Origin of the sequence: Pseudooceanicola endophyticus (genome assembly GCF_018760365.1) — a bacterium.
In the GTDB taxonomy this organism is placed as follows: Bacteria; Pseudomonadota; Alphaproteobacteria; order Rhodobacterales; family Rhodobacteraceae; genus Pseudooceanicola; species Pseudooceanicola endophyticus.
Genome location: NZ_JAHIAB010000002.1, coordinates 441831 through 460983 on the forward strand (window position 1 = coordinate 441831; position 19153 = coordinate 460983).

Here is a 19153-nt window from a genome sequence, read left to right on the forward strand (position 1 = left end):
GTGTTCGGAAAGAGCGCGGAATTCTGGACTGTGGTCTGCGGGATGGTCCTGTGGGCGATGGTCAGGGCGGAAAGCGAACCGCTGCACAGGCGATTGGTCAAGACGGCGGCCAGCGCCTTTCTGGCCTACGGGCTGTCCCCCACCATCGCGCCCTGGACGCGCGGGTCCGAGGTGCTGGCGGCCCTCGGTATCATGGCGGTGGGGCTCATTGTCCTGGATACCGCCACCGGGCTGATTTCGGACCGGGAATTCATCAAGGAACTGATCCGGCGTCGGATCGGCGGGAAGGGGTGATCCATGTTTGACGTCCTGCAGAACACGCGCGCCGCGATCCGCGCCAATGCTGGCATGTTCGCGGTGCTGGTGGCGGTGGTGGCCGTCAGCGGCAGCGCCGAAGCCTGGGAACAGCTGTCCCGGTATCGGGTCTTCCGCGACATCACCCTGCAGACGCCCTTCCGGGCTGTCACGGTGGAACAGGAGAGCGTCCCCGAGGGGCTGGCGGTGCGCGGCAGCATGATCAAGACCCGCTGCGTCTACGGCGGCCTGACGGCCTATGCGCTGATGCCGGACGGGCTGCGCCGACCCGTGCGCCTGGACCTGTCGCCCGAAACCGACATCTGGGGCGGCGGGTCGCGTGCCCCCTCGGGGCAGGCCGAAGCCTGGGGGCCGTGGATCCTGTCCACGCCGCTGCAGGGCACCCCGCAAGCCTGGGAAATCTGGGCCTTCCACCTGTGCCCCGAGGGGCGACAGGCCAACCGCTTCGCGTCCGGTCCCTGGACGGCGAAGCCCTGATCCATTCCAACCAAGGAGGTAACGGCCATGGCCGTTGATGCTGTTCAGCAGGCGCTGAACGGGCGCTTCACCTATCGCGCCGACAAAGGCGAATACTGGCAAATCCTGGGCGGGTCCGGCCCGGTCTACGGCGATTGCGAGGACTATTCGCTGACCCTGATCTGGCTTTGGGAAGGCCAGTCGCTCTGGCGCTTCTGGTGGGCGCTGATCACCCTGAAATATGTGCTCTGGTATTGCCTTGCCCCGAATGGCGAAGGTCATTGCGTGACCTGGGTGCGGGGCCGGGGCTGGACCGACAACATCCAGCGCAAGATCGTCACGGACCTGCCCGAGGGATACCGGCTGAAGCTGCCGATGCTGGCCCCGCTGGTGCTGCTGAAGTTCCTCTATCGGCGGCTGATCGGTCGCCCCGGAACCGCCTGAACCAACATCTGAAAACGAAAGGAAGCGGACATGAATGTGTCTGACATCCAGCAGCTGCTTGCGGCTGCGGGCTGGTACTCTGGTGCCATTGACGGGGATGCGGGGGCGAAGACCCTGCAGACGGTGGCGCAGGCCGAAACCGCACAGGCCGGGGCCTATGTCGAGCCTCCCTCGGGCTGGCCGCAGGCGCGCCGGCTGATCGGCGCGGGGCAGGCGGTGCTGTTCCAGCTGGGTTTCGAGCCCGGCGCGGTGGACGGCTACGCCGGTCACAACACTGTCGAGGCCCTGACCGCCTGGCAGAGCGAGCGCGCAGGCACCACGTCCACGCTGTCGCGGTCGGCCATCGTGGGCGCGAAGAGCGATCCCGCACAACTGGCCTATCCCCGCCAGAAGGACATGCCGGCCTTCTATGGCGAAGCGGGCGGGGCACAATGCACCGCTGGCAAGGTGCAACTGGCCTATCCGATGAAGATCGCCTGGAACAAGGCGCAGACGGTCACCCGGTTTTCCTGCCATGAAAAGCTGTCCGAGCCGCTGACCGGGATTTTCCGGGACGCACTGGCCCATTACGGGCAGGCCGACATCGAACGCCTGGAACTGGACGTGTTCGGCGGCTGCTACAACCTGCGCAAGATGCGCGGCGGGGCGGCGCTGTCGGTCCATGCCTACGGCGCGGCGGTCGATCTGAACCCCGAGAAAAATCAACTGCGGTGGGGCGCGGATCGCGCGCAGTTCGCTGCCGAGGATTACGCTGCCTTCTGGCGGATCGTCATGGCCCACGGCGGCACCCCGGCGGGCTATGCCTGGGGCGCGGACTGGATGCATTTCCAGTTCGCCCGGCTGTGATCGAGGGCAGCACCAGAGGGCGCGGGCACCAGCCTGCGCCCTTTTGCATTGGGACCACCTGACACGGGGAAAGGGGAAGCGGGATGCTTCGATTGTTCATGAAATGGGTGCTGGGCGGGCAGTCCAACAAGCGTGAGGCCACGCTGTTTGCCTTCCTGATTTCGGTGGGCTGGGACAGTTACATCTTCTGGAAAGTGGGTGAGGGCGTGGACATGTCGCCGGTGATCGGCCTGGCTTCCACGGTCACGGTGATCACCTTCACCGGCCTTCTGGGGGCGACCACGCTGGATCACCTGGGCGGACGCGGCGCGATGGACAAGCGCGGCCCTGGCGGTGCGCCATGATGGCGTTGCTGGCCGGGACAGGGTGGCGCCTGCTGACCAGCCGCATCGGGCTGGCGGTGATGCTCTGCGGCGGGCTGTGGGTCTGGCACCTGCAGGACCGCCGCGCGGCGGTCGAGACCGCACGCCAAGGCTATGTCCGTCAGATGCAGCTGGACGCCGCCGAAGCCGAACTGACGGAAATCAAGCGCCGCGCTGCCGCCAGCGATGCGGCAAGTCGCGTCCTGCAGGAACGTCTGCAGGCATCGGAAGGGGACGCGCAGCGCTTCGCTGCCGAATTGGAGGCTTACGGGAATGAAACGACGGTCAACGCTGATTGCTCTGTTGATGCTGACCTTCTGCGCCTCTTGCGGGGTCGGTGATCCGCTGCAGGACGCCGCGCGCCGAAAGGCGCAGGCCGCGCCGCTGCAGCTGCCGGACCTGCCGTCCGCGTGCCGCGAGAAGATCGGAAGCGGCGTCCAGCTGGGGGACCGGCTGGACGTTGCGCTGCGGAAGACGGATCACGCCCTGGTGCGCCAGTGGGCAAGAGTCGATGACTGCGCTGCGTGGTTTGAGAAGCTTCAAAGCTCGGCGGCCTTCGGTGCCCAAAAATAAAGAACAGTACACGTACTTTAGTAGCCGGTTTGGATAGATTTCCTGAGCACTATCCCTTTTTCTTGCCTCTTTTGATCTAGCCGAAATTCTATAGAGATGCCGTCAGGGAGACTACTTTCCCGCTTGGCGCTTCGATATCGCCATTTCCAGCATTGGACGAATTTTCGGGGTCACTACGTTCTTCATGAAATTGATCGAAAATGTGCCACGATATTGCATCTCTGAAAATACTGGTGAGTTATGAATGGTTTCGCTGTACTCACAGACGGTTAGGTAAGACGTGACACGAGGGTCGAGCCCGTTAATGAGAGCTATCTCTTCTGGCGGTATTACAATGCGATCTGCTCTATCAAAGTAGTCCTTGGTGCTGATCGAAAGAAGATACACATCAACCCCATCAATAAGAACGGGAAGACGTATAGCTACACAGCAAGGACGGTACTTCTCAGCGACGGCATCTTCTCCGTCCTCTTTGATCTGCCGTTGCCAAATGTAGGGGTAATAATAAACGTCACCGATCTGAGGATCAGAGTTCGGCAAACGCTTTCTCCATCGCGTCAAGCAAAGCGGCAGCCTTTTCAGGTTGCATTTGATCAAAGCGCCCAGTTCGCGCATGAGGATCGCGCTTCAAGCCATCGTTCGCAGGCGCCGGCAGGCGCTGAATGATCCGAAAATGCAGCGGAGTGCGTTGGGGGGTGTCACCGACCCAGTCGCCATCTACACAGATCATGTTCATCACTTCTCTCCTACGTCGACGTCGTGTACGTCTTCGATGTCGGACTACTTCTTAAACCACGGAACTTATCCATACAACGTTAAAGTGGTGCGCGTCTCGAACGTGTACGTTGTTACAACGCGTTCATCGTCGCAAAGGTTGCAGAAAAATCGGCGTCACTGCATCCATGGCTGCGCGTTGTGGCCGTTTCACGTACTCGGTCGTGTACGTGAAACGGTTGGCAGAGCATAGCTCTATGTTTGCGTCGAAAAGTTGGGAGTCGTAGTCGGCTTGTGGTGACGGAACTTGTAGGTAGCGAAAGCGTTGGATGCCGGGAAGTGGCCGCGTCGGTGAAGGCTGTCTTGTCTGATACGCTCAAACGCATCGTGTGCGGCGTCTCGTGTCGAAGCAATGGCCACTCGTGGCCTCATTCGGGTACGGTTACAGTCGACTAACCATGTCGAAGGGATGACGGACGCAGCATGGACGCCATCAGCGGTGCTGTCGTGGCTTCGGCGAGAAATGTTGCGAAAATTCTTCCCGGTTCGCTTTTGGTCCGGTTATCACTCTCCAGTGAGTTGGAGGGCAGGGCTATTTGGTGAACATAACGGGGTTATTCCGAGTATATTTGGAAGGCTCTAGCCCTCCGAAGGCAGAGGCCACAGGTTCGAATCCTGTCGGGTGCACCATGCAGATCAGACACTTGCGCTTTTCTCTTCAGGCTTGCTTTCAGTTATCCGTAGCAGTTTCAACGTTTTGACACACAATCCGTGGCTTCGCGCTTGATGTTTCCGAGGTGTGCACCCGGTATGTGACCGAGCGTTTGCGACCATGTCCTGCCAGCGGCGCAGGGGTGCTGGTCACTTGCGCGGGATGGGGGACGGCCCGGGTCGTTTCCGTTGATGTGCCCATACTTCATAGATGCGGGCCTCCAGATCGCGCTATCCGTCAACGGGGATCGGCTCTAACCCTGTGCGGAATACATCTTTCCTGGCGCCCGTTTAGGGTCCGGTCCGGAGAAACCGCGGGACGGGCTTTGCTTGTTGCCAACGGCAGGCGACCCAGATTGGCGGCATGGCTTCCTCCCGCCATGGCACTGGCGCCGGCAGATCCCTCCATTCACGTGGGTCCGTTTCTGCGCGGACCAGAACGGCGGCGGCGCCTCGATGTGATCGGCGCGCGCGTCCTGCTCGGCGTCCTGGCGAACGTCAAATGGTCTCTTGGCGATTGCAGGCATTCGCGCCGACCGGACCTGAGAAGAGTTTGAAAACAATGGCATGGTCGCTTCCCCCTCCGGTCGGACACACCGGAAGAAGCCCGTCCAATGCGTCGGGCGCCGTTGCAGGTGGTGCAACCGGATCGGGATCATGTTCGGCAGGCTCAAGGACTGGCGTCGTGTCGCGGCCCACCATGGCCGATGCGCATAGGTGGCTCCATCAGCCATCGCTTGCGCGGCTGTCATCCTCCAGCGGGTGCGCCCCCTGGCCGTCCTGGATCCCGGATCTGGTGGCATGGTCCCGTTACGCGTCCCGGCCAGGACCCGCGACGTCTGACCCTTGTGGCACGGCCACGCATCCTGGCAGGTCGGCACGGTCTCTTCTTCCTTGTCTCGACCCGTTGCCAGCGGCCCTTGCGGGGCCGCGCATCAGAAGGAGGACAGCATGGAGACGGTAACACATGGTCGGATCAAGCCCTGCCCGGCAGGTGATGGCGCACCGATCGGCCGAGAAGGGGGGATGGAGGTGAGCCGAGACTGGCGCGACATGCAGGGCCTTTCGGGCGGTCAACGCCATCGCATCCGCCATACCGATGATGCTCATGTCGCGATGTCCGATCTCGCGCACAAGCAGGAGGTCGTCGTCTGTTTCGCAGTGATAGGCGGGCAGGAATGGCGCCTCTGGTCCCATCTGAGGGCGCGGGGCCGAGGCCCGGCAAAGGGTGCCAGCGCAGGTCTGGGCCCTTGCGGGCAGCTTGCGGAGGCGTGCCGGGGCCGACAGGATGGATGCCGAACTCATTGCCCGTTTCCCGGTCTTTAGACCCAAGGCTGGACGGGTGGTTCCGGCTGAGTATCATTGGCATCTCAGCGTCTTGACCGCCAGGCGGGCACGGATGGTCGAGATGCGAAAGCGGCACTCGGGCGAAGTCCGGGCGCATCGGAAATCGGGCACTGCGGAGCCGTTCGACGTTTCGATCACGAGAGGACGCTCTGCTTGGACAGGGCATCACCGCACAGGAAAGCCGCATGTATCGTCTTTTCGAAGGTGACAGCCGGCTCGGGGACAGGGCTCGCATCTGCCGTTCCATGCCCGGTATCGGCCCGGTGGCGCGCGCAACGCTGATCGTCGGGCTTCCTGAAATCGGCACCCTCACGGCAGAGGCCGCTGCGGCATTGACCGCTCTGGCCCCCGATTGCGCAAGACAGCGGAACGCTGCGCGGCAAGCCCGCGATTGCCGGGGATCGATGCGCCCTGAGACATGTCTTGTTCGCCTCGCAGCAGGATCCGACGCTCAAGGCCTGCGCCAATCACCTTCGTAAAGACGGGAAATCACGCAAGGTCATCGTGACGGCGGTGGCGCGCAAGCTTGCCATCATCACCAATGGGCTCTGCAAAAGACGGGAGGAATGGGCGCCCAGACACCCTTGAAGATACAGGTGCTAGGGTGGCAGCCCGGCCTCCTCGTGTCGGGGGAACTCGGGCAGGCCGGCGGCGATCCAGCCTTCGATCAGTGCGATCTCGGCATCGGGCAGGGGGCGGCCCAGAAAGGGCATCCGGGGCTGGTGGGTGCCGCGCAGGCGCAGCATCAGCTCGCTTCGGGCGGGGGCGCCGGGGATCAGGACGGCACCACGTTCGCCCCCGGCCAGTGCTGCCGCGTAATCGTCAAGCCGCAGCCCCTTCGAGGCCCCTGCCAGCTCTGAATGGCACATCACACAGCGGGCGGTGAAGATGGCGCTGACCTCGGCCCAGCCAGCAGGAGCGGCCTCCTCTGCCGCAAGAGCCCCGGTGCTCAGCGCTGCCAGGGCAGGCGCCAGCAGTGCGGGCCTCATCCTGTGCCTCCCATGTGGCAAATCCCTCTCCCTTGATGCGGCGATACCGGCGTTGCCGCGACGCCCAGCATACCGCATCGGATCCGGGTTTTGTGGTAAAATGGGGCGGCCATCGCGGCGGTTTGGCCTGCGACGGCGCATCTAGGGAGGAGAACAATGAAAAGAATGGCATGGATGGCCGTTGTCGCGGCCTGCGCACCCCTGTCCCTTTCGGCAGCCGAGGTGGATCTGGACGCCCTGCGTGCAAGCGTCGAGAAATACAAGGATATCAACGTGGCTCTGGCGGATGGATACATTCCGCCCGACAATCACTGCGTTTCGGCCAAGGGAGAGGGGCTGCCGCCGGAGCTGGGGGCGATGGGCATCCACTACATCCATCCGGCTCTGCTGAAGATCACCGCGACGGAGCCCCGGGTGGACGGCGAGTCGACTTATACGAACTGGTCGCAACCCTCGATCCTGATCTACGAGCCGCAGGCCGACGGGTCCCTGGAGCTTGTCGCGGTCGAGAATCTGGTCTTCGAAGCCGCCTGGGAGGCCGCGGCCACCGGCGAGGACCTCTCGATCAACGGTCGGGCCTGGGATCACATGGCGGATGATGCGAACACGCCCGGCGATGAGGCGCATGGTTTCATGCCCCATTACGACCAGCATGTCTGGCTGTTCCGGGACAATCCGATGGGCGTGCTGATGCCGTTCAACCCGAGCGTCACCTGCGACCACGCCAGCCACTGAGCGCGGGCACCCGGCCCCTCGCTTGGGGCCGGGTGTGCAGCGCAGGTCGGGGGCGCACATCGGAAGGACCGGCAAGGGTCGGGGGCAGGTCCTTCAGGGTCGCAGCCGGCCGCGGATCTCGGCCAGCGGGCCGCAGGGGCCGTGCAGCACGAGGGTTTCGTCCGGGCCGCTGACGACGATTTCCTCGCCGGGATCAAGGTTGCCGGCATAGATCACCTCGCGCAGGCGCAGCGCGCCGGCAGAGGGCGCGGCCTGTTCCGCAATGCGCGAAAAGGTCGGGAAATACAGCAGGCCCACCGCATTGAAATCCAGCGCCGGCAAAGGCGTCAGTCTCAGGCGTTCCGGTCCCGGGCTGCCCTGGCGCAGGCGTCGTGCGGTGTCGCGGGCCCGGGCATGGAGCGCCATCAGCGGGCCATCGGCCACGGGCAGCGGCGGCAGGCCGGGCAGGCGGCTGCGCAGCAGCCGGCGGTTCGATCCGCTCTCGTCATGGCTCAGGAAACACGAGATCATCTCAAGCCGCGCCAGCAGGCCCTCGGGGCCCGTGACCTCGTGGATCGATCCCAGCCGATGCGGGCTGACCTGCGCCAGTCGCGCGGCGATCCCGACCGTGCCGCCCAGCCGCGCGACCCGGTCCGAAAGTTGCAACCGGGTGGCGCAGAAGGCCGCGTAGACCGGCCGCCCGGTCGCATCGCGGAAGGCGGTGTCGGGCCGTCCTGCGGCCCTTGCGATCAGCGACCAGTGCAGATCCCCCAGGTGGCGCAGCAGCCATTGCTCTGACAGGCCGTAGGGCGACAGCTGCATCATGCCGAGGCGCAGCTGCTCGCGCAGGGCGGGGGCGGCGGTTGGCGCGGGCAGGGCGCTCATCCGGAGATGGCCCCGGCGGCGATCTGCGCGGCAATCCGGTTGGCCAGGTAGCGGCTGTCCTCCTCGATCCCCAGGAACCGGCCCGACCCCCAGGTGTTCAGCCAGCCCAGGCCGATGAAATGCAGCCCCGGCTGGTCGGTCACGCCGCGATGGAAACGGGGCTTGCCGCGGGCATCGAAGACATCGGCCTCGATCCAGCGGTAGTCGGGCCGGAAGCCGATCGCCCAGAGGACCGAGGTGATTCCGGCCTCGGCCAGGTCCAGCTCCGTGCGTTCGGTTTCGGGGGCCCAGACCTTGGTGAAGGGCGCCTCTTCGGGGGCATCGATGCCGGCGCGGGCGATATGGGCGTCGATCTGGGTGCGGATGCCGACATAGGAGCGGTCCGCATCATCAAGGTTCTTGCCCAGATCGGGCAGGAAGGCCGCCCGCGTCCCCGACATGTCCGCGAGCGAGCCGTAAAGCTCTACCCCGTGGTCCAGGTGCCAGCGGCGCAGGTCGATCTCCTTGCCGCCATCGCGGCCCGACATGTAGTGGTTGGTCTGGGTGATGGCCTTCACCGGATCGGGGTGGGTGTCGATGGTGATGGCGTAATGGCCGGCATCGTACAGCCAGTCGGTCGCGTCGCGTCCGCGGTAGCGGCGCGGGCTGCGCGGCGCGGGGCCGACGGCCAGGTGCACATCGCGGCCCGCGCGGGTGAAATCCTCCATCAGCTGCACGCCGGACTGGCCGGTGCCGACGATCAGCACGCCGCCCTCGGGGAACTGGTCCACGTTGCGGTAATCGACCGAATGCATCTGCAGGATCGCCGGGTCGAGGGCCTTGGCATAGCCCGGCTCGATCGGGGTGTCGTAGCCGCCGGTCGCGATCACCACCTGATCGCAGGTCCACTCGCCGATGGAGGTCTCGACCCGGAAGCCGCCCTCGGGACGGGGGGTGACGCGGCGCACCTCGACATGTTCGCGCAGGTCGGGGGCGAAGGTTTCGGCGAAGGCATCAAGATAATTGGTGATCTCGTCCTTCAGCATGAAGCCGTCGGGATCGCTGCCGCCGTATTCCTTGTCGTAGTGGAAGCCCGGCAGGCGGCACTGCCAGTTCGGCGTCACCAGGCAGAAGCTGTCCCAGCGGTTCTTGCGCCAGGAATGAAACTTGCCGTGGCGCTCGAAGATGACCGAGGAAATGCCGGTTTCGGAAAGGCATTTCGCCACCGAGAAGCCGGCCTGTCCGCCGCCGACGATGATCACGGGGCTGTGGGGGGCTGCGTTGTCCTTCATGGCCATATCCTTAGTCAGAGATCCCGAGGAGGGTGACTTCGGCGCCCTCCTGTCCGTTGAAATCGGTGCTTCGCGCCTCGATCCGGTCGAGCTGGTCAAGCGCCGCCGAACAGGCCAGCCCGTACTTGGCCGCCACCCGGTTCGAGGCGCGCTCCAGCCCGATGCGGGCGCGGTGCAGAAAATCGGGCAGCGGGTAGCTGGTGCCGGGCTCGAACAGCTCCTTGATCACGGTGGAGGGGGAATAGAGGCGTTCCTCCTGGCCATCGGGCCAGCGGACAGTCCAGTAGGTCTCAGGCATGGGAACCTCCAAGGCCGAGATAGGGGGTGGTGGCATGGTCCCAGAACAGCGCCTGTTGCGGACCATGGCGGAAGGTGAGGGCACTTCCGGAGGTGACGCGGCCGATGGCGCGGGCCTCCAGGGAACGGGCGGCGAAGCGGGCGCAGACGGCGTTCGCGGCCTCGGGGGCGACCGAAAGCAGGAAGCCGTAGCTGGGGAAGCTGCGCATCCAGCGGGCCAGCGACACGCCCGGGGGCGGTGCGATCGCGGCCAGGTCGATGTCGATCCCGACGCCGGAACATTCCGCCAGCATCAGCGCGGTGCCCGCGATGCCGCCCTGGCTGATGTCCTTGCCGGCGCGCACCAGACCGGCTTCGGCCAGGGTGGGCAGGATCTCAAGGTCGGCGCGCAGGCGTTCGGGCGGGGCCTCCAGCGCAGCGCAGAAATTGTCGAAGTTGCGATAGGCACCGCGGGGATCGATGGCGGCGATCAGCAGCTCGCCCGGGCGGGCGTCGAAGCTGGTGATCAGTTTGCGCGCCTTTCCGAAGACCGAGGCCGCAAGCCCCCGGGCGGGGGCGGCAAAGTTGGTATGCCCGCCGACCAGCGGCACGCCGTAGGCGGCGCTGGCATCGGCCAGCCCCTTCAGCAGGGGCGCCGCGGCTTCCGCATCGGGGGCCCAGACCTGATCGACCAGGGCGCTGGCCCGTCCGCCCATGGCGGCAATGTCGGACAGGTTCACCATCACCGCGCACCAGCCGGCGAACCAGGGGTCGTCCTCGACGAAGGCGGGGATGAAACCCTCGCCCGCGATCAGGTCGTAGCCTTCGGCGGTGGGCAGGGCGGCGGCGTCATCCCCGGGGCGTCCCGCAGAGGCGGCGCTGAGGCCCAGCCCCCGGGTGGCCCCGGCGATCGCCAGCTTGGAGCGGATCGCGGGATGGCCGCGCATCTCGGCTGCAAGCTGTTCCGGAAGGCAGGCAAGGGCATGGGTCATGGCACTCATGACCGCGCCTTGCGCAAGGCCGGGCGATGGTACCAGCCGGTGACCGGATCGACGCAGGGGGGGTAGTGATCAAGGCTGGCCTGCATCTTCATGTGGGCGCTGCCGTGGATCGATACCTCTTTCAGCGGCTGCCAGCGCAGGCGGCGGAACAGCAGCACGTTCTGCATCTGCACATGGGCCAGGAAGCGGGTGCAGCCGCGCGCATTGGCGGTGCGCACGGCCAGGCGGATCAGCTCTCCGCCCAATCGTCCGACATGGCGAAAGTCACGGTCCACCGCCAGGCGGGATCCCCACCAGAGGCCCGGGGATTCCTCGTGGATACGCACGGTGCCCACCACCTGATCGGCCTCGTGCGCGCAGGTCGAGAGCGCGACAAGGTGGGTGGCGATCAGGTCGATCTCGTCGCGGTCATGTTCGGGGAAGATCCGCTGTTCCCCGACGAAGACGCGCTGGCGCAGGGCGGCGGCCCCGGCGGCCTCGAAGGGGCGGGAGGCGGCGCGGATGTAGTAGCCGGGGCAGTGAAAATGGCGGGGTTCAAGCGCGATCATGCCGGAACCCCCGTGCCCGGCAGCTTCAGCGTCTCGTAGGTCGAGAGCGCCGAGCAGGCGCCGCACTTGCCGCAGCCTGCCTTCATGTCGGCGGACCGGATACCGGCGCGGGCGATCATCTGGCCCAGCGGTTGCAGGATTGCGGCCATGAATTCGGCCGAAGGGGCCGGGTGGCTTTCCAGCGGCGTCCCCGAGATCGGCACGAAGGGCACGACGAAGGGATAGACCCCCATGGCGCACAGCTTTTCGCCCATCGCCAGGATCACCTCGGGGGTGTCGCCCAGCCCGGCGAGGATATAGGTCGAGACCTGCCCGCGTCCGAAGACCTTCACCGCCGCCTCGAAGCTGGAGAAGTATTTCTCCAGCGGGACCGAGGCCTTGCCCGGCATGATGCGCTGGCGCACCTCCGGCGTGACGGCCTCAAGGTGCATGCCGAGGGTGTCGATCCCGGCGTCGAACATGCGCTGGTGCCAGGCGTCGTCCTCGGGCGGTTCGCACTGGCCCTGAAGCGGCAGGTCCACGGCGGCCTTGATGGCGGCGGCGCTTTCGGCCAGCACCTTCGCGCCCCGGTCCTTGCCGGCGGGGGTGCCGGTGGTCAGGATCATGTGGGTCACGCCGTCCAGCTCCACGGCGGCCTTCGCCACCTCGGCAAGCTGCGCGGGGCTCTTGTGGGCGATGGTCCGCCCGGCGGCAAGGCTTTGCCCGATCGAGCAGAACTGGCAGGTTTTCTTGCGGCTTTCGTAGCGGATGCAGGTCTGAAGGACGGTGGTGGCCAGCACGTCCTTCGAATGCAGCGTGGCGATATGGCTGTAGGGAATGCCGTCGGCCGTCTTCAACTGGTAGAACCTGGCGCGGGTCGGGAAGCGGATCGTGCCGACCTCGGCTCCGTCACGGGTCAGTCGCGCGGCGCCGGTCGCATCGGGGGCCTCGGCCAGGAAGGGGCTGTCGAAGCTGGGTGCGGTGTGAACCGGGACCATGACCGTGGTGCCCTCGATGGTCACCGCCTTGTGGTCCGAGGGGCCGGCGCCGCCCCGGCGGCTTTCCTGTCCGGCGCGGGGATCGACAAGGCGCATGCCGTGGGTCTGGAGCGCGTTTATCAGGTCGGAATGGGACATCTCAGACATCTTGCGGGACCTCCGCCTGGGCAGGTTCGGACAGCGGCGCGGCCTCGAAGACGTGGCGTGTCACCGCCGGGCGCGTGTCATGCACGAGGCTGAGGAACTCGGGACGGGCGTAGTGGCCCACGCTGTCCATCATCCGCTTGCGCTTGGCGATCAGGCGCATGTCCAGATCGGCGATCAGGATGCCTTCGCGATCGGTCAGCGGCTCGGCCAGGTGACGGCCTTCGGGGCTGATGATGCAGGTCATGCAACCGTCGCGCAGTCCCTTTTGCAACTTCGGATCGGGATGGATCGAGGCGATCTGTTCCTCGCTCAGCCAGCCGGTCGCGTTGACCACGAAGCAGCCCGCCTCCAGCGCGTGATGGCGCATCGTGACCTCGATTTGCTCGCCGAAGATCGGGCCGACGAGGGAGCCGGGGAAATGCGCGGCATGGATTTCCTCGTGCTGGGTCATCAGCGCGTAGCGGGCGAGCGGGTTGTAATGTTCCCAGCAGGCCAGCGCGCCGACGCGTCCGACCCTGGTGTTCACCACCTTCAGCCCGGCGCCGTCGCCCTGACCCCAGACCATGCGTTCATGGTAGGTGGGCGTGATCTTGCGCCGCTTCAGCGCCAGCGTGCCGTCGGCATCGAAGATCAGCTGGGTGTTGTAGAGCGATCCGTGATCGCGCTCGTTGACCCCCAGCACCACGACCACGCCGCGCCTGGCCGCGGCATCGGCCACCGCCTGGGTTTCGGGCGAGGGGACGACCACGGCCTCCTTCATCAGCTCCAGGTGCGGCGCGCCCTGCTGCACGGGCGGCAGCACGAAGGAGAAATAGGGGTAGTAGGGCACGAAGGTCTCGGGGAAGACGATGAACTGCGCCCCCTTGTCGGCGGCCTCGGCGATGGCATTCAGCACGCGCTCGATGGTGCCGGCGCGGCCCGAAAGGTCGGGGGCGATCTGCACGGCGGCCGCGCGGATGATGTCCGTTCTCATGGGGATACCTGTGGCTGGGTTGGCGGAAGATGCGGGCCGACCGGGAGCTGGCCGGCCCGCCAGATGCCGGAAGGATCCGGCGGGGGATCACACCGTCCAGGTGTCGAGGATCACCGCATCGGCCTTCTTGTGCAGCAGGATGCAGTCCAGCACGTCCTGTGGCGCGATCGGCACGATGCCGGGCAGCAGCGAGGGTTCGCCATGACCGTAAAGCGCCTGCAACGCGAAGCGGCAGGCATAGACCTTGCCGCCCTCGGCCATGAACTTCTTCAGGTTCACGGCAAAGTTCTGGTGGCCGGGGAAGGCCTCGTCGCCCAGCGTCGGGAAGCCGCGCTGGATGCCCAGCGTCACGCCCGGGCCATAGAGCAGGATCGAGGTCTCGTATCCCTTGCGATTGAGGCGGATTGCATTGAGAATGTTGACCAGACCGATGGAGCCTTCGAAGGCCACCGTATGGAAAGTGACGAGCGCCTTCTCGCCCGCATCGGCCTTCACGTCCTCGAAGACCTTTTCCTCGTAATTGACGAAGAAATCCCCGTCCTTGTGCGCTTCCCGGGTTACCTCAGGCATCTTGGCCCTCCTTGTTCAGGTATGAGAGTCTGCGTGGAACCGGCATGGCACGGCCAAATTGTATGCATCAAATTGCAGTGCAATATGCATACAATAAAATCGGAAAACCTGTGCCGGAAACAGGGTATTTTGCGCAAAATTCGGGCATTCAGGGGTGAAATTCGGGGCTTTCTCGAAGGTCTGGGAACTGCGATGGCCCGACTCTGCCGTTGCGGAGAAATCCATACAATTTCGCTTCAATTTGGTCCGGCATTCCTCTACACCGCCGGGGACCGACCGGAGGATGACGGATGCAGGACTGGACCCCGCAGGAGCTCGACAGCGGCACGCCGCGCTACATTGCCATTGCCGATGCCATCGCCCGGGACATCCGGGCGGGCCGGCTGACCAGCGGCGTGCGGCTGCCGCCGCAACGCAAGCTGGCGGCCCGGCTGGGAATCGACTTTACCACCGTCTCGCGCGCCTATGGCGAGGCGCAGGCGCGCGGCCATGTCGAAAGCCATGTCGGGCGCGGCACGTTCGTGAAGGGCAGCGTGGTCAGCACCGCCCCCGATCCCGCCCGTGCCGGAGAGGGCGACCTGTCGATGAACATGCCCCCCGAGCCCACCGACCCGCAGTTGCTGGCACAGATGCAGGAGGGGCTGGGCTATGTCTCGGCCAATCTGGTGGGGCTGCTGCGCTACCAGTCCCCGATCGGCACGGAGCGCGACCGCATGGCGGCCTCCAGCTGGCTGTCGATGCGCGGCATGGTGCCCGCGCTGGACCGCGTGGCGGTGACCCCCGGCGCCCATGCGACCATGGCGGCGATCCTGTCGATCATCACCCGGCCCGGCGATGTCATGCTGTGCGAGGCGATCACCTATCCCGGGATCCGCAACATTGCCGCGCGGTTCGGCGTGACCCTGGTCGGGCTGGAGATGGATGCCGATGGCATCCTGCCCGGAGCGCTGTTGCGGGCCATTGCGGACCAGGGGCCGAAGGCGCTCTACCTGAACCCGACGCTGCAGAACCCGACGACGCTGACCATGCCGGAGGCCCGCCGACTCGAGGTGGCCGAGATCCTGCGCCGCCACGACCTGACGCTGATCGAGGATGACGCCTACGGGTTCATTCCCGCCCGCGCGCCGGCGCCCATCGCGCTGTCGGCGCCGGAGCAGACCTGGCATATCGGCGGGCTGGCGAAATGCATCGGCGCCGGGCTGCGGCTGGCCTACACGATTGCGCCCACGCCGCGCTGCGCCCATCACCTGGCGCAGGCGCTGCGGGCGCTGACGGTGATGCCCTCGCCGCTGGCCATGGCGCTGACCACCCAGTGGATCGAGGATGGCACCGCCGACAACATCCGCCGCTTCATCCGCGCCGAAAGCGCCGCGCGCCAGGGCATCGCGGCCGAGGTGCTGGGCGGCCATGCCTTCCGTGCGGCGGAGAATGCCTTCAATCTCTGGCTGACCCTGCCGCCGGGGGTGACGCGGGCCGACGTGCTGGCGCGCATGGCCCGCCAGCCCATCGGGGTGGTGCCCTCGGATGCCTTCACGGTGGCCGGCGCGCCGCCCGAAGCGCTGCGCATCGGCCTGGGCGGCGCAGTCAGCCGCGCGCGCCTGCGCGAAGGGTTGCAGCAGCTGGTCCATGCCACGATCCCCGACACCTACATGGGGTGAAACCGGGGCGGAACGAAAGGCGCCGAACCGGTCCCGGTCGGCATGAAAAGACCCCCGGCACGGGCTGTGCCGGGGGTCTTTTGCTGCGGGTCGGGCTCAGGCGGTCAGGGCCAGGGCGCCGCCGCCCAGCAGGGCCTGGATCAGCAGGGTCACGGCCCAGAAGGCGGGATATTCCCAGCCGCCATTCGGGTTGTTGAACCAGAAGCCGTTCTTGCCATGGGCCAGGGTGGCGGCGCCCAGCAGGGTCGGGATCAGCAGCAGCGCGACCAGGCTGGTCTGGAAGCCCAGGATCAGGGCGATGCCGCCCAGGGTCTCGGCGGCGATGGTGAGGTAGGCGAACCAGCCCGGCACGCCGAGCGAGGCAAAGAAGCCAGCCGCGCCCTTCGGCGTGAAGACGAAATATTTCAGGTAGGCATGGGCCAGGAAGAGCCCGCCAAGGCTCAGCCTCAGCAGCAGGGCGGCCAGGGCGATGGCGGTTGCGGAACCGGCGCCGGCGGCGCCGAGGAGGTTGGAAGAAAGGTCGATCATGGTCTTGTCCTCGTCAGGGCCGCGCGGGCGCGGCGTTGCGTTGAGGGCAGGGATAGACCTGTCTTATTGCGCTTCATACGTTGAAGGTATGGAATGACTTACCGCAATTCGTTCCGAATTGGCCGGGAGGGCCGCCGGGCAGGGGCGGGCCTCCGGGCCCCGGGCCGCCTTCAGGCCGGCACCAGCGCTTCGGCGAAGGCGACCAGCCGGGTCAGGGCGGTGGCCAGCTGATCGTCTGGCAGCGTCAGCGCGATGCGCAGGTGCCCCGCCGCGGCGGCGCCGAAGCTTTCGCCGGGCATCACCGCGATGCGCTCCTCCTCGATCAGGCGGCGCGCGAAATCCTCTCCGGACAGGCCGGTGGCACGGATGTCCAGCATCACGTACATCGCCCCCGCCGCCGGCGCGGTCGAGACGCTGCGGCTGCCGGCCACGACCTGCTGCACCAGGGCGCGGCGGCGACGGAACGGGGCGGCGATCTCCTCTTCGAAGGCGGCGCCCAGATCCAGCGCGGCCAGCGCACCCTTCTGGATGTAGGGCACCACGCCGTAGGTGGTGTTGGTGGCCAGGACGGTGGCGGCCTCGACCACCTCCTCCGGGGCCACCAGCCAGCCCAGCCGGGAGCCGGTCATGGCATGGCTTTTCGACATCGAGCCGATGACCACCGTGCGTTCGGCCATGCCGGGCAGGGCGCGGGGGCTCTGGTGATGCCCCTCCCAGACCTGGGTGTCGTAGACCTCGTCCGAGATCAGCCAAAGGTCGGCCTCTCGGCAGGCCCCGGCGATGCCGGCGACGGTTTCGGGGGCATAGACCACGCCGGTCGGGTTGTTGGGAGTGTTGATCAGCAGGCTGCGGGCCCCGGTCCGGGCCTGGGCGCGCAGGATCGCGGCGGCGGTGGGCTGGAAGCCGTCGGCGGCATGGGCGGCGACGGCTTCGGCCTGCGCCCCGGTGGCGAGGATCGTCGTCGGATAGGTCGGGTAGTGCGGGGTCACGTAAAGGCCGGTGTCGCCCTTGGACAGCAGCACCATATGGGCGGCGAACAGGGCGGCCTGGCCGCCGGGGGTGACGATGACGTTCTCGGGACGGGTGGCGACGCCGGTGCGGGCGGTGACGCGGGCGGCGATGGCGCGGCGCAGCTCGGGCAGGCCGGGGCCGAATGTATAGCCGGTCAGCCCGCCGAGGGCGGCCTGGTGCATGGCCTCCAGCACGCGCGGATCGGTGCTGCGGTCGGGTTCCCCGATGGTGAGGTTCAGCACCGTCTCTCCGGCAGCGACCAGGGCGCGGGCGCGATAGACGATCTCCCAGCCGTCAGTGCCGGCGGCGCGGATGCGGGGAATGCGGGAACCAATCTGCATGGGACCTCCGAAAGCAGGGCGGATGCCGGGCAGGCCGGCCTTGGGCCGGGTGTGGCACATTTTTCCGGGCAGGAGAACGGCCTTGGCGGGCATCGCGGGCCAGGGACCCGGCGGATGCCCGATTGCCGCGCGCCGCCGCCCCCGCCATAGTCGCCCGCGATGGCCCCGGAGCGGGCGCAGAACGGCAGGACCCGCCATGACCTCAGTCCCGCAGCCCAGCTTCTGGGATCTCGACGTGCCCGATTACCGGCCCCGCCCGGTGCCCGATCCGCGCCGCTGCGACGTGGCGGTGATCGGTGCGGGGTTCAGCGGGCTGGCAACGGCGCTGTTCCTGGCGCGCCTGGGGCGGCAGGTCACGGTGTTCGAGGCCGGGCGGATCGGCGGCGGCGCCTCCTCTCGCAATGGCGGCATGGTGGGGCCGAGCTTTCACAAGCTGGGGATGGCGGGGCTGACGCGGGCCTATGGCGCCGAGGCGGCGCAGGGGCTGATGGCAGCGGGGATGCAGGCGCTTGACGGGTTCGAGGCGCTGGTGCGCGAGGAAGGGCTGGAGTGCGACCTGCGCCTGACGGGCCGGGTGCGCGGTGCCCGCAGTGCCGGGGATCTGCGGGCGATGCTGGCGGAATGTGCCCGGCTGAAGGCGCAGGTCGGACTGCCGTTCGAGGCGCTGTCGCAGGCCGAGATCCGCGATCATGTCGGTTCGGATGCCTATGTGGGCGGGGTGCTCTATCCGCGTGACGGCGGGGTGCATCCGAAGAAGCTGGTGCGGGCGCTGGCCGAGCGGGCCGAGGCGGCGGGGGCGATGCTGCTGGATGGCTGCCCGGTGACGCGGTTGCGTCCCGCGCCGCAGGGCCACCGGCTCGAGACCCCGCGCGGCCCGGTCCTGGCGCGCGAGGTGGTTATTGCCAGCAATGGCTACAGCGATGCCCGGCTGCCGACGATGAACGCGCGGGTCGTGCCGATCCGGGTCACGGTGGCGGCGACCCGGGCGCTGCCGCCCGCGCAGATCCGGGCCATGTCGCCGGGGCTGCGGATGCACGGAGAGAGCGGACGGGTCTTCCTGTGGTCGCGCCCGACGCCGGACGGGCAGCGGTTCCTGTTCGGCGGACGGATGAGCAGCCCGGCGCGGTCTGCGGACAGGCAGCGCCGGGATGTCGCGGCCCGGGTGGGACGGCTGTTCCCGGCGCTGGGGCCGCAGGATTTCGAACATGTCTGGTACGGACAGATCGCCTATACCCGCGATCACGCGCCGCATCTGAACCGGATCGACGGGATCTGGCATGTCGGGGGCTACTGCGGCTCGGGCGTCACGCGCTCGATCCATTTCGCCGGCAAGCTGGCGCGCAAGATCGCAGGCGTGCCGGGGGGCGATCTGCCCTTCGACCGGCTGCCCTTCCCGAAAGTGCCGTTCCGGCCCCTGGCGCCGACCGTGGCGCGGCTGATGACCGGCTATTACGGCTGGCTGGATGAACGCGACCTGCGCCGCACCGGGCGCTGAG

At 66.9% G+C, this 19153-nt stretch carries 24 protein-coding genes; 11 read left to right on the top strand and 13 right to left on the bottom strand.

Annotated elements, in window-relative coordinates; all coding sequences use genetic code 11:
• The 7 genes from KM176_RS05665 to KM176_RS05695 all read left to right on the top strand — a co-directional run bounded on the left by KM176_RS05665 (nucleotide 1) and on the right by KM176_RS05695 (nucleotide 2996).
• Entirely contained in the window at nucleotides 1-294 is a 294-nt protein-coding gene (locus KM176_RS05665; RefSeq protein ID WP_160890881.1) for a hypothetical protein, read from the top strand.
• Nucleotides 295-297: 3 nt separating this feature from the next.
• Nucleotides 298-792 carry a hypothetical protein gene (locus KM176_RS05670; protein ID WP_160890880.1) on the top strand — a complete coding sequence of 165 codons (495 nt, stop codon included), beginning with the start codon at nucleotides 298-300 and terminating at the stop codon, nucleotides 790-792.
• A 27-nt stretch (nucleotides 793-819) separates the two neighbouring features.
• Nucleotides 820-1215: a hypothetical protein gene (locus tag KM176_RS05675; protein ID WP_160890879.1), complete on the top strand. Its 396-nt coding sequence runs from the start codon at nucleotides 820-822 to the stop codon at nucleotides 1213-1215.
• A gap of 30 nt (nucleotides 1216-1245) precedes the next feature.
• Nucleotides 1246-2061: a M15 family metallopeptidase gene (locus KM176_RS05680; protein WP_160890878.1), complete on the top strand. Its 816-nt coding sequence runs from the start codon at nucleotides 1246-1248 to the stop codon at nucleotides 2059-2061.
• An 83-nt stretch (nucleotides 2062-2144) separates the two neighbouring features.
• Nucleotides 2145-2405, top strand: coding sequence for a hypothetical protein (locus KM176_RS05685; protein ID WP_160890877.1), 261 nt, complete (start codon nucleotides 2145-2147; stop codon nucleotides 2403-2405).
• Nucleotides 2402-2764, top strand: coding sequence for a hypothetical protein (locus KM176_RS05690; RefSeq protein WP_160890876.1), 363 nt, complete (start codon nucleotides 2402-2404; stop codon nucleotides 2762-2764). The genes KM176_RS05685 and KM176_RS05690 overlap by 4 nt, the downstream gene beginning before the upstream one ends.
• Nucleotides 2727-2996, top strand: a complete 270-nt coding sequence (locus tag KM176_RS05695) for a hypothetical protein (RefSeq protein ID WP_160890875.1) — start codon at nucleotides 2727-2729, stop codon at nucleotides 2994-2996. Before KM176_RS05690 ends, KM176_RS05695 begins: the two co-directional genes overlap by 38 nt.
• A gap of 111 nt (nucleotides 2997-3107) precedes the next feature.
• On the opposite strand, the gene KM176_RS05700 is transcribed toward KM176_RS05695, so the two are convergent.
• Entirely contained in the window at nucleotides 3108-3536 is a 429-nt protein-coding gene (locus KM176_RS05700) for a hypothetical protein (RefSeq protein WP_160890874.1), read from the bottom strand.
• The gene (locus tag KM176_RS05705) at nucleotides 3523-3732 is read right to left on the bottom strand and encodes a hypothetical protein (RefSeq protein WP_160890873.1); all 210 of its coding nucleotides are present in this window, start codon (nucleotides 3730-3732) and stop codon (nucleotides 3523-3525) included. Before KM176_RS05705 ends, KM176_RS05700 begins: the two co-directional genes overlap by 14 nt.
• A gap of 2459 nt (nucleotides 3733-6191) precedes the next feature.
• Between KM176_RS05705 and KM176_RS05710 the strand changes: the two genes are divergently transcribed.
• Nucleotides 6192-6356 (top strand): hypothetical protein, encoded by a 165-nt coding sequence (locus tag KM176_RS05710; protein ID WP_160890872.1) that lies wholly within the window; start codon nucleotides 6192-6194, stop codon nucleotides 6354-6356.
• A gap of 11 nt (nucleotides 6357-6367) precedes the next feature.
• Here KM176_RS05710 and KM176_RS05715 read toward each other — a convergent pair whose 3' ends face one another.
• Nucleotides 6368-6757, bottom strand: a complete 390-nt coding sequence (locus KM176_RS05715; RefSeq protein WP_160890871.1) for a c-type cytochrome domain-containing protein — start codon at nucleotides 6755-6757, stop codon at nucleotides 6368-6370.
• A gap of 156 nt (nucleotides 6758-6913) precedes the next feature.
• On the opposite strand from KM176_RS05715, the gene KM176_RS05720 reads away from it, so the two are divergent.
• Complete coding sequence (locus tag KM176_RS05720) at nucleotides 6914-7492, top strand: hypothetical protein (protein ID WP_236045176.1); 579 nt, start codon at nucleotides 6914-6916, stop codon at nucleotides 7490-7492.
• 93 nt (nucleotides 7493-7585) lie between these two features.
• On the opposite strand, the gene KM176_RS05725 is transcribed toward KM176_RS05720, so the two are convergent.
• The 8 genes from KM176_RS05725 to KM176_RS05760 form a co-directional block, all read right to left on the bottom strand.
• Nucleotides 7586-8356 carry a Pnap_2097 family protein gene (locus tag KM176_RS05725; protein ID WP_215558764.1) on the bottom strand — a complete coding sequence of 257 codons (771 nt, stop codon included), beginning with the start codon at nucleotides 8354-8356 and terminating at the stop codon, nucleotides 7586-7588.
• Nucleotides 8353-9627 (bottom strand): MSMEG_0569 family flavin-dependent oxidoreductase, encoded by a 1275-nt coding sequence (locus tag KM176_RS05730; protein WP_160890869.1) that lies wholly within the window; start codon nucleotides 9625-9627, stop codon nucleotides 8353-8355. Before KM176_RS05730 ends, KM176_RS05725 begins: the two co-directional genes overlap by 4 nt.
• Nucleotides 9628-9637: 10 nt before the next feature.
• A complete protein-coding gene (locus KM176_RS05735; RefSeq protein WP_160890868.1) occupies nucleotides 9638-9925 on the bottom strand; it encodes an MSMEG_0570 family nitrogen starvation response protein in 288 nt (95 codons plus the stop codon).
• Nucleotides 9918-10904, bottom strand: coding sequence for a sll0787 family AIR synthase-like protein (locus KM176_RS05740; RefSeq protein ID WP_236045177.1), 987 nt, complete (start codon nucleotides 10902-10904; stop codon nucleotides 9918-9920). Before KM176_RS05740 ends, KM176_RS05735 begins: the two co-directional genes overlap by 8 nt.
• Complete coding sequence (locus KM176_RS05745) at nucleotides 10901-11452, bottom strand: MSMEG_0567/Sll0786 family nitrogen starvation N-acetyltransferase (protein ID WP_160890867.1); 552 nt, start codon at nucleotides 11450-11452, stop codon at nucleotides 10901-10903. Before KM176_RS05745 ends, KM176_RS05740 begins: the two co-directional genes overlap by 4 nt.
• A complete protein-coding gene (locus tag KM176_RS05750) occupies nucleotides 11449-12576 on the bottom strand; it encodes an MSMEG_0568 family radical SAM protein (protein ID WP_236045178.1) in 1128 nt (375 codons plus the stop codon). The genes KM176_RS05745 and KM176_RS05750 overlap by 4 nt, the downstream gene beginning before the upstream one ends.
• Complete coding sequence (locus KM176_RS05755) at nucleotides 12569-13549, bottom strand: Nit6803 family nitrilase (RefSeq protein WP_160890866.1); 981 nt, start codon at nucleotides 13547-13549, stop codon at nucleotides 12569-12571. Before KM176_RS05755 ends, KM176_RS05750 begins: the two co-directional genes overlap by 8 nt.
• A gap of 87 nt (nucleotides 13550-13636) precedes the next feature.
• Nucleotides 13637-14119 (bottom strand): MSMEG_0572/Sll0783 family nitrogen starvation response protein, encoded by a 483-nt coding sequence (locus KM176_RS05760; RefSeq protein ID WP_160890865.1) that lies wholly within the window; start codon nucleotides 14117-14119, stop codon nucleotides 13637-13639.
• A gap of 290 nt (nucleotides 14120-14409) precedes the next feature.
• Here KM176_RS05760 and KM176_RS05765 point away from each other — a divergent pair, with 290 nt between their 5' ends.
• Nucleotides 14410-15777: an aminotransferase-like domain-containing protein gene (locus KM176_RS05765; protein ID WP_160890864.1), complete on the top strand. Its 1368-nt coding sequence runs from the start codon at nucleotides 14410-14412 to the stop codon at nucleotides 15775-15777.
• 96 nt (nucleotides 15778-15873) lie between these two features.
• Here the strand turns inward: KM176_RS05765 and KM176_RS05770 are convergent, their stop codons facing one another.
• Complete coding sequence (locus tag KM176_RS05770; RefSeq protein WP_160890863.1) at nucleotides 15874-16305, bottom strand: DoxX family protein; 432 nt, start codon at nucleotides 16303-16305, stop codon at nucleotides 15874-15876.
• A 170-nt stretch (nucleotides 16306-16475) separates the two neighbouring features.
• Entirely contained in the window at nucleotides 16476-17657 is a 1182-nt protein-coding gene (locus KM176_RS05775) for a pyridoxal phosphate-dependent aminotransferase (RefSeq protein ID WP_160890862.1), read from the bottom strand.
• Between the two features lie 196 nt (nucleotides 17658-17853).
• On the opposite strand from KM176_RS05775, the gene KM176_RS05780 reads away from it, so the two are divergent.
• Nucleotides 17854-19152 carry an NAD(P)/FAD-dependent oxidoreductase gene (locus tag KM176_RS05780; protein WP_160890861.1) on the top strand — a complete coding sequence of 433 codons (1299 nt, stop codon included), beginning with the start codon at nucleotides 17854-17856 and terminating at the stop codon, nucleotides 19150-19152.
• The last annotated feature ends 1 nt before the right edge of the window (nucleotide 19153 follow it).